The sequence below is a fragment of the Mesorhizobium sp. M0621 genome, assembly GCF_040320745.1.
Lineage (GTDB): Bacteria > Pseudomonadota > Alphaproteobacteria > Rhizobiales > Rhizobiaceae > Mesorhizobium.
On sequence record NZ_JAMYQF010000043.1, the window covers coordinates 1 to 13,703 of the forward strand.

The following is a 13,703-nucleotide window of genomic DNA, read 5'->3' on the forward strand; positions in this document are numbered from 1 at the left end:
CGGGTCGGCAAGCTGGCGCTGATCAAGCACCAGCGCTATGCCCACGCCAAGCAGTTCAAGCGGGCCAACAAGGCGCTGCGCAGGCTCAAGACCTACCTCGGCCGGACCATTCGCGACATCGGTCGCCAGATTGCCGGCGATGCGGGGCTGGACGCGCTCTTCAAATGGCCGCTCTACCAGGCCGCCACCGTCCTCGAGCAGCGTCAGCGCCAGCGCGGCCGCAAGATCTACAGCTTGCACGCGCACGAGGTGGAATGCATCGGCAAGGGCAAGGCGCACATGCCCTACGAGTTCGGAGTGAAGGTCTCGCTCGCCACCACGCTGAAGCGCTCCAAGGGTGGCCAGTTCGCTCTGCATGCAAAAGCGCTGCCCGGCAATCCCTACGACGGCCACACGCTGGCAAGCGTCATCCCCGACATGGAAGAGACCATCGGCAACCAGATCGGCCGCATCCTCGCCGACGCCGGCTATCGCGGCCACAACGCACCACAGAGCCACAAGTTCAGGGTCTTCACCAGCGGCCAGAAACGCCGCGTCACCCCGGCCATCAAACGCCAGATGCGGCGGCGGTCGGCGGTCGAGCCGGTGATCGGCCACATCAAGGCTGAGCACCGCATGGGCCGCAACTACCTCGCCGGCCAGCAGGGCGACGCCGTCAACGCCATCCTGGCTGCCGCCGGCTACAACTTCTCCCTCCTGCTCAGGTGGCTGAAGGGTTTTTTGTCCCTCTTGATCGCTCTCTTCCAACTCCGGCCCAAGCCGGTCGCCGCTTAGGGGCCGGATTGTTCACGGTCGACGATTTCACCCGGCCGGGGAGGAAAGCGGATCGAGCCAGGTGTCTCCCGTCCAGCCGTTCTCGTCATAGTCGGCCATGCAGGTATCGACCAGTTCCTCCATCGCCTTCAGCCTGCCGCCGCGCTCGGCACCCTTCAGCACCTGCAGCCGCACCTCTTCCGGCGCGCCGGCATAGTTGAGTTCGTAGAGCGCGTGGCGGCCGCCGAACTCGGTGCCGGTCGCGTCCCACAACAGCTTCATGATCTTGATGCGTTCGATGTGGCCCATGTCGTTGGAGCCGCGCACATATTGCGCCAGATATTTGTCGATCTCGGGATTGTTGAAGTCGCGCACCGACGACGGCAAGTAGATCAAACCCGAGGCGATCACCCGGCGCACGGTATCGATGACGCGCGGATAGGCTTCCGACATGAAAGTCCGGTAGGCAAGCGCCGCCTCCAGATTGGGCAGCACCGCGCCATTCGCCCACGGGATCGGGTTGTAGGCCATGGCATTGGAAAAACTCCAGAACATGTGCCTGAGCGCAATGACCTCGCCCAGTGCCGCCTGGTTGCCGCGGAAGGCATCCCCGCCTGTCGCGCGCAACGCCTTCGCCAGCAGGCCGGCGAGGAAGTCGAGCTTGACGGCGAAACGCGTGCAGCCCTGAAAACAGTAGCCATGCATGAAGCCGGACGCCGGATGGAAGGACAGGATCTTTTGCGCGTCGCGCAGCACCAGCACGTCCTCCCAGGGGATGAAGACATTGTCGAGCACCAGGATCGCGTCGTTCTCGTCGAAGCGCGACGACAGCGGATAGTCGAAGGGCGCCGCCACCGTGTTGGCCGCCTGCTCGTAGGAGACGCGGCAGAACATCTTGATGCCCGGCGCATTCATCGGCACGATGAACATTACCGACAGCGACGGATCCTCGGTCACCGTCGCTGACCCCTGCGCCAGGAAATTGTAGTGGGTCAGCGCCGACGACGTCGCCACCACTTTGGCGCCGGACACGTAGATGCCGGCGTCGGTCTCTTTGGTGATGTGAACGAAGACGTCCTTCACCTGTTCGGCCGGCTTGTGGCGGTCGATCGGCGGGTTGACGATGGCGTGGTTCATGAACAGTGCGGCTTCCTGCGCACGTTTGTGCCAGGACAGAGCGTTGTCCTTGAACGGCCCGTACCAGTCGGCATTGGCGCCGAGCGTGTTCATCAGAGCCGCCTTGTAGTCGGGCGTGCGCCCCATCCAGCCATAGGACATGCGTGACCACTCGGCGATCGCCGTTTGCTGGGCGACAAGCTCGGCCGAGGATTTGGCGACGCGGAAATATTTGTGGGTGTAGCCGCCCGAGCCGGTGTCGGTCGGCGAGGTCAGCGTGTCCCCCCGCTTGGCGTCATGCAGCGCGTCGTAGAGGCGCGCCAGCGACCGTGCCGAATTGCGCATCGAAGGGTGCGTGGTGACGTCGGCAATGCGTTCGCCGTTGATATAGACCTCGCGGCCGTCGCGCAGGCTCTCCAGATACTCGGCCCCGGTGAACGGGCGCCCCTTGTCGGCACGGAAATCTTCTGACGGCATGATGTTCCTCCTCTTGAGGAGCAACCCTAGCGCCCCGTGCATGGATCGGTTATGGACGGAACGGCAAAACCGATTGGACTTTTTCCGGCGCCATGAGCCAGAGTTCCATCCCCGATTTCTTCGTCTATGGCGAGCCGGTGCGGCCGCTCGATGTCGGTTTCCTGCATGTCGAGACGGTGCTTGCGCGCAGCAATATCCATCTCGGCCAGGTCGCCGCGCACAAGCACCCGCAGATGGGCCAGATCACCTACTGGACCAGCGGCTCCGGCACCTACCGCATCGAAGACCGTTCCTGGGACTTTTCGGCGCCTGCCGTCAGCTTCGTGCCGAGCATGATCGTGCATGGCTTCTCGATCGGGCCCGGCACCGACGCGATCGTCGTCTCGGTCGCCGACGGCGCGCTCGCCGCCCTTGCCGACCACAGCCTGCTGCCGCTGGACAGGCCGGTCTTTGCCGACGGCCTGCCGCAACACGCGGCGTGGACGAGACTGGCAGCGGTGCTGGAGATGATCGCCGCCGAATATGCCGAGGCGCAGGCCGGCAATGACAGGGTCCTGCCGGCGTTGATCGCCGTCGCGCTCTCCCACATCGCGCGCCTCAGTCCCGGCGGGACCGCCTCCGCAGCCTCTTCCGGTGCTTCGCTGGCGCTGGAGCTGCGCCGGCTCGTCGATGTGCATTTCCGCGACAACTGGCCGGTCGACCACTATGTCGAGGCTCTGGCCACGACGCCGCATCTCCTCGACAAGGCTGCCCGCGCGGTGCTGGGCACCGGCGTCAAGCGCGTGGTCGGCGAGCGCCGGCTGTTGGAGGCCAAGCGGCTGCTGCTGTTCACCGTGCGCACGGTCGAGGACATCGCCTACGAGATCGGCTTCGACGACCCGGCGTATTTTTCAAGGTTCTTTCGTGAGCGGGTCGGCGAGGCACCCGCCGCCTGGCGGCGGAAGCGGTTGCGGGGGCGGTGATCGCCCATTGACGGATCCTGTCCCCGGCGAGCGCGCCCCGGCGTGAGCCCGCTCCGCCAGGGCGATTGGTCTCCCGGCCGCCGGCCATGACGTAGCCGTGGCCACTTTTTCGTGAAGCTGCACGGGTTGATCCGATCGCCTGTCTGCCTAGGTAAAAGGAGCGGCGGGCGCCACGCAAATCCCACAGTCGGTATGACATTTTCCTGTATTCGAAAGCTTGCCATTCCTGTTCTCTTCGTCGGCATGCAATCCTCCTGCGTCATTCCCGACGATACGTCGCGCATCGCCAAGGTTGACCCCACGGTGGCGGCGGCTCGCAAGGAGATGGTCGGCCTCAGCGAAGCCGATGTCCGGATGTGCGCGGGGTTTCCGACCGCTACCGCGGACGCTGGCCAATCGAGCCAGATCTGGACCTATAAGCGCGTCGTTCAGCGCGGCAATCTCAGCGTTGTCGTCCCGACCCTGGCGGTCGGTGCGATCCCGGCGGTCGGCGGGTCCGTCAATGTCGCTCCAGGCGGTTATTGCGACACGCAAATTCGCATGGTCGACGGCCGCGTCGCCGAAGTTGCCTATGCCGGCGACAACAATCTGCCGAACAGCCGCGACGCGCTTTGTGTCAGCACGGTGGATGCCTGTGTGGTCTATGCCCGCCAACACAGTCAGAGGCCGGCGGCCAGATAGCTGGCGGCAACGAAACAGCGATGGCAGGCCATGGGTGTCGCACGCGGATATCGTTGAGGGCTTGACTGACCGCTCGTAGCGAATAGGTTAGCCATCGGAAAAATACCGGCTCTGATCGCCGGGCGGCAAATATGCCTCGTATGCCTCGCCCCACTGGCGCCGGCTGCGGGGCATTGTCATTTTGGGGACCTGTTTTGAAACGGCGCATCGAGATCGGCATCCTCTATTCCCGCTCGGGGAGCTATCAGCTCGTCTCCGACGCGTGCCGGATGGGCGCCATGCGCGCCATCGCCGACGTCAACGCCGACCGCCAGCATGGCATCGAGCTGGTGCCGGTCGAGCGTGATCCGCAAAGCAATGCGGATCGCTACGCGACGCTTTGCGAGGACATCTTCAAGACCAGCAGCGCGCGCCATGTGGTCGGCTGTGTCACCTCCTGGAGCCGCAAGGAGACCATCCCCGTGCTGGAGAAAGCCGGCGGCATGCTCTGGTATGCCTGCCCCTATGAAGGCTTCGAGGCCAACGAGCATGTTGTCTACATGCACGCTTGCCCCAACCAGCATCTGGTGCCGCTGATGGCCCATGTCGTGCCGCGCTTCGGCGCCAACGGCTTCCTGCTCGGCTCGAACTATATCTGGGGCTGGGAGATGAACCGCGTGGCGCGCGACCTGATCGCGGATGCCGGTGGCAAGGTCCTGGGCGAGCGCTATCTGCGCATCGGCGAAACCGACGTGTCGCGCCTGATCGCCGAGATCCGGGCGACACGGCCGAGCTTCATCCTCAACAATCTGATCGGCACGTCATCCTACGCTTTCCTGGCCGCCTATCGCGACTTGGGCGACGAAGACGCTGCCTTCCGCTCCGAAGCCTGCCCGGTCATCTCCTGCAACCTTACCGAGGGCGAGCTGCCGGCGATCGGCGAATCGGGGAAAGGGCATTTGTCGGTCGGGCCGTATTTCGCGCCGCGACCGGCCGCCTTCGCCTCGTCCTTCGAGGCCTCCGCCTATGCCTCGGTGCAAGTGATGGCCGATGTGCTCGCGCGCGATGCCGACGCCGGTCCGGCGGAATTCTCAAAAGCCTTCGCCGAACGGCGCTTCTCCACCCGGCTCGGGCCGATCGCCATCGACGCCCACTCCCAGCACGCAACGCTGCCGGTGATCATCGGCCGCATCGCGGACGGGTATTTCGAGGTCGTCAGCCGTGAGGACGAGGTTGCGCCGGACCCGTATCTGTCGCGCTACGACCCCGCAAAAACATTCGGCCGCCCGCGCCTGAGGGTCGTGTCGTGACCAGAACCCCACGCATCCCCAATCTCGGCGGCGCCAGGGCCTTCATCCTGCATCGGCCGCATCCGACGGTGCAGGCGATCACCCGGCAATTGTCGGCCATCGGCCTGATCACGCTGGAGTGCTGGCCGGAACTGCCGCCAGAGGCGCTGGCCGCCGATTTCGTCTTCTTCGACGCCGACCTCGGCTTCGACGAGCAGTTTCCATGGAAGCCGGGCGAGGCGCCGATGCCGCTGGTGGCGCTGATCGGCTCCGAAGCGCCGGGCCGCATCGAATGGGCGCTGTCGCACAAGGCCGATGCCCAGTTGCTGAAGCCGGTCGGCACTGCCGGCGTCTACAGCGCGCTGCTGATCGCACGGCAGAGCTTCGAGGCGCGAAAACACTTAGCCGGCGAGATTGCTTCGCTACGCCAGCGTGTCGCCGAGCGCCAGACCATCGTGCGCGCCGTGGCGGCACTGTCGAAAGGTACCGACGACGGCCGCGCCTATGCGCAACTGCGCTCGCTGGCGATGAGCTGGCAGATCAGCGTCGAGGACGCCGCGCGCCGGATCGTGGCGATGACCGAAGAGGAAGAAGGCGGCGATGACCAGTCCCATCGCGCCTGACCTCCCGGCTGCCGGGCGCATGCCGGTCAAGCCGCGCGCCGGCGTCTGGCGCCGGCTGGTCAGGCGCCGCCTGGCGCTGCTCGGGCTGGCCATCGTCGCCATCGTCGTCGCCGGCGCGGTGCTGGCGCCGTGGCTGACCGGTTACGATTCGAACGAGCAGATGTTCGACGGCCTGACCATCGAGGGCTCGCCCTTGCCGCCGGATGCGAAATTCTGGCTGGGCACCGACCTGCTCGGCCGCGATCTCCTGACCCGCATCCTCTATGGCGCCCGCACCTCGCTGGTCATAGGCATCCTCGCCAATGGCGTGGCGCTGTTGATCGGCACGCTGGTCGGCGTCACCGCTGGCTATTTCCGCGGCTGGATCGGCAGCGCGCTGATGCGCTTCACCGATTTGATGATGGCCTTTCCGGCGCTGCTGCTCGCCATTTGCCTGGCGGCGGTGTTCGAACCCAGCCTGTGGATCGTCGCCATGGTCATCGCGCTGGTCAACTGGGTGCAGACCGCGCGTGTCATCTACACCGAGACCTCTTCGCTGGCCGAGCGCGAGTTCATCGACGCCGAACGCACCATCGGTGCCAGCGCGCCGCGCATCCTGTTTCGCCACATCCTGCCGCATCTGCTGCCGACCATCATCGTCTGGGGCACGCTCGGCATTTCGACCACCGTGCTGCTTGAGGCGACATTGAGCTTCCTCGGCATCGGCGTGCAGCCGCCGACCGCGTCCTGGGGCAACATCATCTTCGAGAACCAGACCTATTTCCAGGCCGCACCCTGGCTGGTATTCTTCCCCGGTGCCGCGATCCTGGCGCTGGCGCTGGCCTTCAACCTGATCGGCGACGCACTGCGCGACATCCTCGATCCGACGCAAAGAGGCCGGGCATGATCGCCTATCTCGGCCGCCGCCTGATCCAGTCGCTGCTGATCCTGCTCGGTGTCTCGCTGATCACCTTCGCACTGCTCTATCTCTTGCCGGCCGACCCGGTGCGCCAGATCGCCGGTCGCAGCGCGACGCCGCAGACGGTCGAGAACATCCGCCAGCAACTCGGCCTCGACCAGCCCTTCATCATCCAGTACTGGCGCTATCTGGTGAAGCTCATCAGCGGCGATCTCGGCCGCTCCTACATCCAGCGCTCCGAGGTCACCGAGCTGATCGTCTCGCGGCTGCCGGCAAGCCTGCTGCTGATGGTTGGTGCTATCCTGTGCGAGCTGTTGCTCGGCCTGAGCATGGGCCTGATCGCCGCCGTCAAGCGCGGCACCGCCACCGACCAGACGCTGATGGTCGCCTCCTTCGTCGGTGTGTCGGCGCCGCAATTCGTCGTCGGTCTCTTGCTGCTCTACGTCTTTGCCGTGCGCCTCAGCTGGTTTCCGATTGGCGGCTACGGCACCTGGCGCCATCTCGTGCTGCCGTCGCTGACCACGGGTATCCTCGGCGCCGGCTGGTACGCCCGTATGATGCGCTCGTCGATGATCGACGTGCTGCGCCAGGATTATGTCCGCACTGCGCGCGCCAAGGGTCTGGCACGCCGCGCCATCCTGTTCCGCCATGCGCTGCCCAACGCCATCCTGCCGGTCATCGCCATGATCGGCATCGATATCGGCATCTTCATGGGCGGCATCGTCGTTGTCGAAAGCGTGTTCGGCTGGCCCGGCATCGGCCAGCTGGCGTGGCAAGCCATCCAGCGCGTCGACATTCCGATCATCATGGGTGTCACGCTGGTCTCGGCCTTCGCCATCGTGCTCGGCAACCTGCTCGCCGACATCATCGCACCCTTCATCGATCCCCGCATCAAGCTCAGATGAAAATGAAAACCGAAAAGAGAAAGGGAACATAACAATGAAAAAGTTTTTCGCATCCACAGTCGCGGCATCGGCCTTGGCGCTCATGCTCGGCATGACAAGCGCCCGCGCCGAAGACGCCATCGACCCGAACGCCAAGCAGGGCGGCGAGATTGTCGCCACATACAAGGACGACGTCACGACGCTCGACCCGGCGATCGGCTATGATTGGCAGAACTGGTCGATGATCAAGAGCCTGTTCGACGGGCTGATGGATTACGAGCCGGGCACGACCAATCTGAAGCCGGACCTTGCAGAAAGCTACGAGATTTCGCCCGACGGCAAGACCTTCACCTTCAAGCTGCGCCATGGTGTGAAATTCCACAATGGCCGCGAAATGACCGCTGCCGATGTGAAATATTCGCTCGACCGCGTCACCAACCCGAAGACGCAGAGCCCCGGCGCCGGTTTCTTCGGTTCGATCAAGGGCTATGAGGATGTTGCCGCCGGCAAGGCGGAAAGCCTGTCGGGCGTCACTGTCGTCGACCCCTACACCGTCAAGTTCGAGCTGACCCGTCCCGACGCCACCTTCCTCCATGTCATGGCCATCAATTTCGCCCATGTCGTGCCGAAGGAAGAGGTCGAGAAATATGGCGCCGATTTCGGCAAGCATCCGGTCGGCACCGGCGCCTTCAAGCTGGCCGAATGGACACTGGGACAGCGCATAGTCTTCGAGCGCAATGCGGACTATTGGCACAAGGGCCTGCCGCATCTCGACAAGATCACCTTTGAGGTTGGCCAGGAGCCGATCGTGGCGCTGCTGCGCCTGCAGAAGGGCGAGATCGACCTGGCTCTCGACGGCATTCCGCCGGCCAAGTTCCAGGAGGTGATGTCCGATCCCGAGCAAAAGTCGCACGTCATCGAGGGCGGCCAGTTGCACACCGGCTACATCACCATGAACACCACCATGGCGCCCTTCGACAATGTGAAGGTGCGCCAGGCCGTCAACATGGCGATCAACAAGGCACGCATCGTCCAGATCATCAACAACCGCGCGGTGCCGGCCAATCAACCGCTGCCGCCATCGATGCCGGGCTACGACAAGGAATACAAGGGTTATCCCTATGACGTCGCCAAGGCCAAGGCGCTGCTGGCCGAGGCCGGCCATCCCGATGGCTTCAATACGCAATTGTTTGCCATGAACACCGATCCCAACCCGCGCATTGCCCAGGCCATCCAGCAGGACCTGGCGGCCATCGGCATCAAGGCCAGCATCCAGGCGCTGGCGCAGGCGAACGTCATCGCCGCAGGCGGCGACAAGACCGGTGCGCCGATGATCTGGTCCGGTGGCATGGGCTGGATCGCGGATTTCCCCGATCCGTCGAATTTCTACGGGCCGATCCTCGGCTGTGCCGGTGCTGTTCCCGGCGGCTGGAACTGGTCGTGGTACTGCAACAAGGATCTCGACGCCAAGGCGGCGGAAGCCGACTCGATGACCGATCCGGCCAAATCAGCTGAGCGCAACAAGATGTGGAGTGACATCTACGACAAGATCATGGCGGACGCGCCCTGGGCGCCGGTCTTCAACGAGCAGCGCTTCACCATTAGATCCGCGCGCATGGGCGGCGCCGACAACCTCTACGTCGACCCGGTCCACGTGTTCATCAACTACGACAATGTGTATGTAAAAGATGTGCAATAACTGCGACTACACCATCCATGGGCGCCATCATCATTTCGGCTGGGACAATTCGTTTGCCCCGGCCGAGCGGGTGGCGCCCGGCTCGACCATCAAGTTCCAGTGCCTCGATGCCGGCGGCGGTCAGCTGAGGCCCGACAGCACCGTTGCCGACGTCGCGAAGCTTGATTTCGCCAAGGTCAACCCGGTGACCGGGCCGATCTTCGTCGAGGGTGCCGAGCCGGGCGATGCGCTGAAGGTGACGATCGAGATGTTCAAACCGTCCGGCTTCGGCTGGACGGCAAACATCCCAGGTTTTGGGCTGCTCGCCGATGACTTCAAGGAGCCGGAGCTGAACATCTGGAAATACGACGCCGCCTCGCTTGAGCCGGCGCTGTTCGGCAAGAATGCGCGTGTTCCGCTCAAACCCTTTGCCGGCACCATCGGCAACGCGCCGGCTGAAAAGGGCCACCACTCGGTGGTGCCGCCGCGGCGGGTCGGCGGCAATCTCGACATCCGCGATCTCGCCGCCGGCACCACGCTCTATCTGCCGGTGGAAGTGGCGGGCGCGCTGTTTTCGGTCGGCGACACCCATGCCGCCCAAGGCGATGGCGAGGTCTGCGGCACGGCGATCGAAAGCCCTATGGATGTCGTACTCAAGCTCGACCTGGTCAAGGATGCCAGGCTGAAGACGCCGCGCTTCACCACATCCGGCCCGGTGACGCGCCATCTCGACGCCAAGGGCTATGAGGTGACCACCGGCATCGGCCCGGACCTGATGGCCGGCGCCAGGGAAGCGGTTGCCCAGATGGTCGACCTGCTTTCAGCGCGCTACAAACTCGACCCGGTCGAAGCCTATATGCTGGCCTCGGTGTGCGGCGACCTCCGCATCAGCGAGATCGTCGACATGCCGAACTGGGTGGTGTCGTTCTACTTCCCGCGCTGCGTGTTTGAATGATTTTGGGTCGGCGCCGCACCCCCCTCTGTCCTGCCGGACATCTCCCCCTCAAGGGGGGAGATCGGATGGCACTTCGGCTTTCGCCAATCTTCAATGTTGCAAGGAGAAGTGCGGGCCTGCGTGACAGCCAATCTCCCCCCTTGAGGGGGAGATGTCCGGTAGGACAGAGGGGGGCGTGCCGGAATAAACCTTTCAGAACTCTGCCTTTGCAATGACCCTGGCCAACGAACCCATACTCGACATCACCAACCTCTCCGTCAGCGTGCGCGGCGAGGAGGGCGAGCGCGAGGTCGTCTCCAACCTGTCGCTGACGCTGGCGCGTGGCGAAACGCTGTGCATTGCCGGCGAATCCGGCTCCGGCAAATCGATGACCGCGTTGGCGATCATGCAATTGCTGCCGCAGCCCGCCGGCCGGGTTTCATCGGGCACCATCCGGCTCGGTGAGACCGAGCTGACAGCGCTCGACGAGCGCCGGATGCGGCGCATTCGCGGCGACCGTATCGCCATGATCTTCCAGGAGCCGATGACCTCACTCAACCCGGTGCTGTCGATCGGCCGGCAACTGACCGAGTCCATCGAAGCCCACATCAGCCTGTCGCCACCGGAGGCCCGCCAGCGCGCCATCGAGGCGCTGAAGGCGGTGCGTATTTCCGAAGCCGAAAGCCGGCTAAAGCAATTTCCGCACGAACTGTCTGGCGGCATGCGCCAGCGGGTGATGATCGCCATGGCGTTGGCGCTCGAGCCGGACGTGCTGATCGCCGACGAGCCGACGACGGCGCTCGACGTCACCGTGCAGGGCGAGGTGCTGGAGCTGCTGCGCGACCTGCAGCGCCAGCACGGCACCAGCGTCATCCTGATCACCCACGACATGGGCGTGGTCGCTGAAATGGCCGACCGCGTCATCATCATGCGGCATGGCCGCATGGTGGAAGAGGGGAAAACCGCCGACATCTTCGCCCGGCCGCAGGCCGACTACACACGCGAATTGCTTGCCGCCGTGCCGCGTATCGGCAGTGGCGTCGGCCGCCAGAAGTCCAAGGATGCCGAGACGGCGACGCCAGCCAATGTCGCTGATGTCCAAGACCTGCACGTCCGCTTCGATCTGCACGGCGGGTTCTTCGGCCAGATCACCCGCCGCGTTCACGCCGTCGAAGGCGTCAGCTTTTCGATCGCGCCCAACGAGACGCTGGCATTGGTCGGCGAATCCGGCTGCGGCAAGTCGACCACCGCCAAGGCACTAGCCGGGCTGGTGCCTTACAGTGGCGATATCGTCATCGGCGGGCGCAACCTGTCGGGCCTCGGCCGCGACGAGCGCAAGGCGGTGCGCCGCGACGTGCAGATGATCTTCCAGGACCCCTACGCCTCGCTCGATCCACGCATGCGCGTCGGCGACCTCGTCGCCGAGCCGCTGGTCATCCACGGCATCGCCTCGAAGGAAGAGCGCAGCCAGCGTGTAGCGGCGCTGTTCGAGCGCGTCGGCCTGTCGGCCGACCAAATGGAGCTCTACCCGCATGAATTCTCCGGCGGCCAGCGCCAGCGCGTCTGCCTAGCCCGCGCGCTGGCCCTGAGGCCGAAGCTGATCATCGCCGACGAAAGCGTCTCGGCGCTCGACGTCTCGGTGCAGGCGCGCGTGCTCGATTTGTTGAAGGAATTGCAGCGCGAATTCGGCGTCGCCTATCTCTTCATCTCGCACGACATGGCGGTGGTCGAGAACATCTCCGACCGCGTCGCCGTCATGTATCTCGGCCAGATCGTCGAAATGGGCACCCGTGACCAGGTCTTTTCCAACCCGCGCCACCCCTACACCAAACGTCTGATCGAAGCCGTGCCGGTGCCCGACCCGGCGCAACGAAGAAGCCGCTTCGCCCGCCTCGACCAGGAGATCCCGAGCGCCACCCGCAAGATTGGCGAGGCGCCGCTGAAGCTGGCGCTTAGGGATGTCGGCAACGGCCATCTCGTCGCCGCAGAGGGCTGAGGCGCCTCCTTCAACAGCTCAAGACGACCGCCGTACCGCTGGAGCGTTTCACATGCTTGTGTTCGCATGGCCGGCGTTGTGGAGCCAAAGCGCGTCGCTTCGGCCATGAAATCCGCAATGGCCTCTTGCCGATCATGTCCATCTTCCTCATGTTTGTTTTGCCGATGATCGATCGTAGGGGGCGGCCGGATTCATCGTAATGGGAGGAAGTAGACCATGAAGGCATGTTATTTCGTTTCTGCCGCCCTTCTCGCCGCGGCCGCGATCCCCGCCTCGGCCGCCGAAATTTCCGATGGCAAGGTCAAGATCGGCATCCTCAATGACCAGTCTGGCGTCTATGCCGATTTCGGCGGCAAATGGTCGGTCGAGGCGGCCAAGATGGCGGTCGAGGATTTCGGCGGCAAGGTGCAGGGAGCGCCGGTCGAGATCATCAGCGCCGACCACCAGAACAAGCCGGACATAGCCTCCAACATTGCGCGGCAGTGGTACGACACCGAACAGGTCGATGCCATCATGGAATTGACCACCTCTTCGGTCGCGCTCGCCGTCCAGGGCATTTCCAAGGAAAAGAAGAAGATCGACATCGTCACCGGTGCGGCGACGACGGAGCTGACCGGCAAACAGTGCTCGCCCTACGGCTTCCACTGGGCCTATGACACCCACTCGCAGGCAGTTGGAACCGGCGGCTCTCTCGTGCAGCAGGGCGGCGACAGCTGGTTCTTCGTCACCGTCGACTATGCATTCGGTTATTCGCTCAAGGACCAGACAACTAAGTTCGTCGAGGGTCACGGCGGCAAGGTTTTAGGCGAAGTGCGTTATCCCCTGGGGGCGACCGATTTTTCGTCCTTCCTGCTGCAGGCGCAATCGTCGGGCGCCAAGGTCGTCGGGCTGGCGAATGCCGGCCTCGACACCTCCAACTCCATCAAGCAGGCGGCCGAATTCGGCATCGTGCAGGGCGGCCAGCGTCTTGCCGCACTTCTCTTTACGCTGGCCGAGGTGCACGGGCTGGGCCTCCAGGCGGCGCAGGGCGTCGTGCTGACCGAGGGCTTTTACTGGGATCGCGATGACAAGAGCCGCGAATTCGCGCAGCGCTTTTTCAAGCGCACCAACCGCATGCCCAACATGATCCAGGTCGCCACCTACTCGGCGGTGACGCAATACCTGAAAGCGATCGACAAGGCCGGCACCGACGAGACCGAAGCCGTCGCCAAGCAATTGCATTCGATGCCGGTGAACGACGTTTTTACGGCCAACGGCAAGGTGCAGGCGGACGGCAACATGGTCCACGACATGTACCTCTATCAGGTCAAGTCGCCAGCCGAGAGCACCAAGGAGTGGGACTACTACAAATACCTCGCCACCATCCCCGGCAACGAGGCGTTCCTGAGCGAGAAGGAAAGCGGCTGTCCGACGGCCAGCCAGTGATCGGCGCG

General features: G+C 64.2%; 12 protein-coding genes. 11 read left to right on the forward strand and 1 reads right to left on the reverse strand.

All coding sequences use genetic code 11. The features are described 5' to 3' along the window. Positions 1-774: transposase (locus NKI38_RS24245; RefSeq protein WP_352661662.1), on the forward strand; the 774-nt coding region annotated here is incomplete at its 5' end. Between the two features lie 27 nt (positions 775-801). Here NKI38_RS24245 and NKI38_RS24250 read toward each other — a convergent pair. Beyond that, complete coding sequence (locus tag NKI38_RS24250; protein ID WP_352661665.1) at positions 802-2,346, reverse strand: 4-hydroxyphenylacetate 3-hydroxylase N-terminal domain-containing protein; 1,545 nt, start codon at positions 2,344-2,346, stop codon at positions 802-804. Between the two features lie 92 nt (positions 2,347-2,438). Between NKI38_RS24250 and NKI38_RS24255 the strand changes: the two genes are divergently transcribed. The 10 genes from NKI38_RS24255 (at position 2,439) to NKI38_RS24300 (ending at position 13,695) form a co-directional block, all read left to right on the forward strand. Continuing rightward, positions 2,439-3,308, forward strand: a complete 870-nt coding sequence (locus tag NKI38_RS24255) for a helix-turn-helix domain-containing protein (RefSeq protein ID WP_352661668.1) — start codon at positions 2,439-2,441, stop codon at positions 3,306-3,308. A gap of 192 nt (positions 3,309-3,500) precedes the next feature. Continuing rightward, positions 3,501-3,989 carry a hypothetical protein gene (locus tag NKI38_RS24260; protein ID WP_352661671.1) on the forward strand — a complete coding sequence of 163 codons (489 nt, stop codon included), beginning with the start codon at positions 3,501-3,503 and terminating at the stop codon, positions 3,987-3,989. 194 nt (positions 3,990-4,183) lie between these two features. Then, positions 4,184-5,278: a transporter substrate-binding protein gene (locus NKI38_RS24265; RefSeq protein ID WP_352661674.1), complete on the forward strand. Its 1,095-nt coding sequence runs from the start codon at positions 4,184-4,186 to the stop codon at positions 5,276-5,278. Further along, entirely contained in the window at positions 5,275-5,880 is a 606-nt protein-coding gene (locus NKI38_RS24270) for an ANTAR domain-containing response regulator (RefSeq protein WP_352661677.1), read from the forward strand. The genes NKI38_RS24265 and NKI38_RS24270 overlap by 4 nt, the downstream gene beginning before the upstream one ends. Positions 5,881-5,899: 19 nt before the next feature. After that, positions 5,900-6,766: an ABC transporter permease gene (locus NKI38_RS24275; RefSeq protein WP_352661808.1), complete on the forward strand. Its 867-nt coding sequence runs from the start codon at positions 5,900-5,902 to the stop codon at positions 6,764-6,766. Next, entirely contained in the window at positions 6,763-7,683 is a 921-nt protein-coding gene (locus NKI38_RS24280; protein ID WP_352661680.1) for an ABC transporter permease, read from the forward strand. The genes NKI38_RS24275 and NKI38_RS24280 overlap by 4 nt, the downstream gene beginning before the upstream one ends. Before the next feature lie 82 nt (positions 7,684-7,765). Continuing rightward, entirely contained in the window at positions 7,766-9,361 is a 1,596-nt protein-coding gene (locus NKI38_RS24285) for an ABC transporter substrate-binding protein (protein ID WP_502899378.1), read from the forward strand. Further along, complete coding sequence (locus NKI38_RS24290; protein ID WP_352661686.1) at positions 9,351-10,295, forward strand: acetamidase/formamidase family protein; 945 nt, start codon at positions 9,351-9,353, stop codon at positions 10,293-10,295. Before NKI38_RS24285 ends, NKI38_RS24290 begins: the two co-directional genes overlap by 11 nt. 211 nt (positions 10,296-10,506) lie before the next feature. Further along, positions 10,507-12,270, forward strand: coding sequence for an ABC transporter ATP-binding protein (locus NKI38_RS24295; protein ID WP_352661689.1), 1,764 nt, complete (start codon positions 10,507-10,509; stop codon positions 12,268-12,270). Positions 12,271-12,486: 216 nt separating this feature from the next. Beyond that, positions 12,487-13,695 carry an ABC transporter substrate-binding protein gene (locus tag NKI38_RS24300; protein WP_352661692.1) on the forward strand — a complete coding sequence of 403 codons (1,209 nt, stop codon included), beginning with the start codon at positions 12,487-12,489 and terminating at the stop codon, positions 13,693-13,695. Positions 13,696-13,703: the final 8 nt, after the last annotated feature.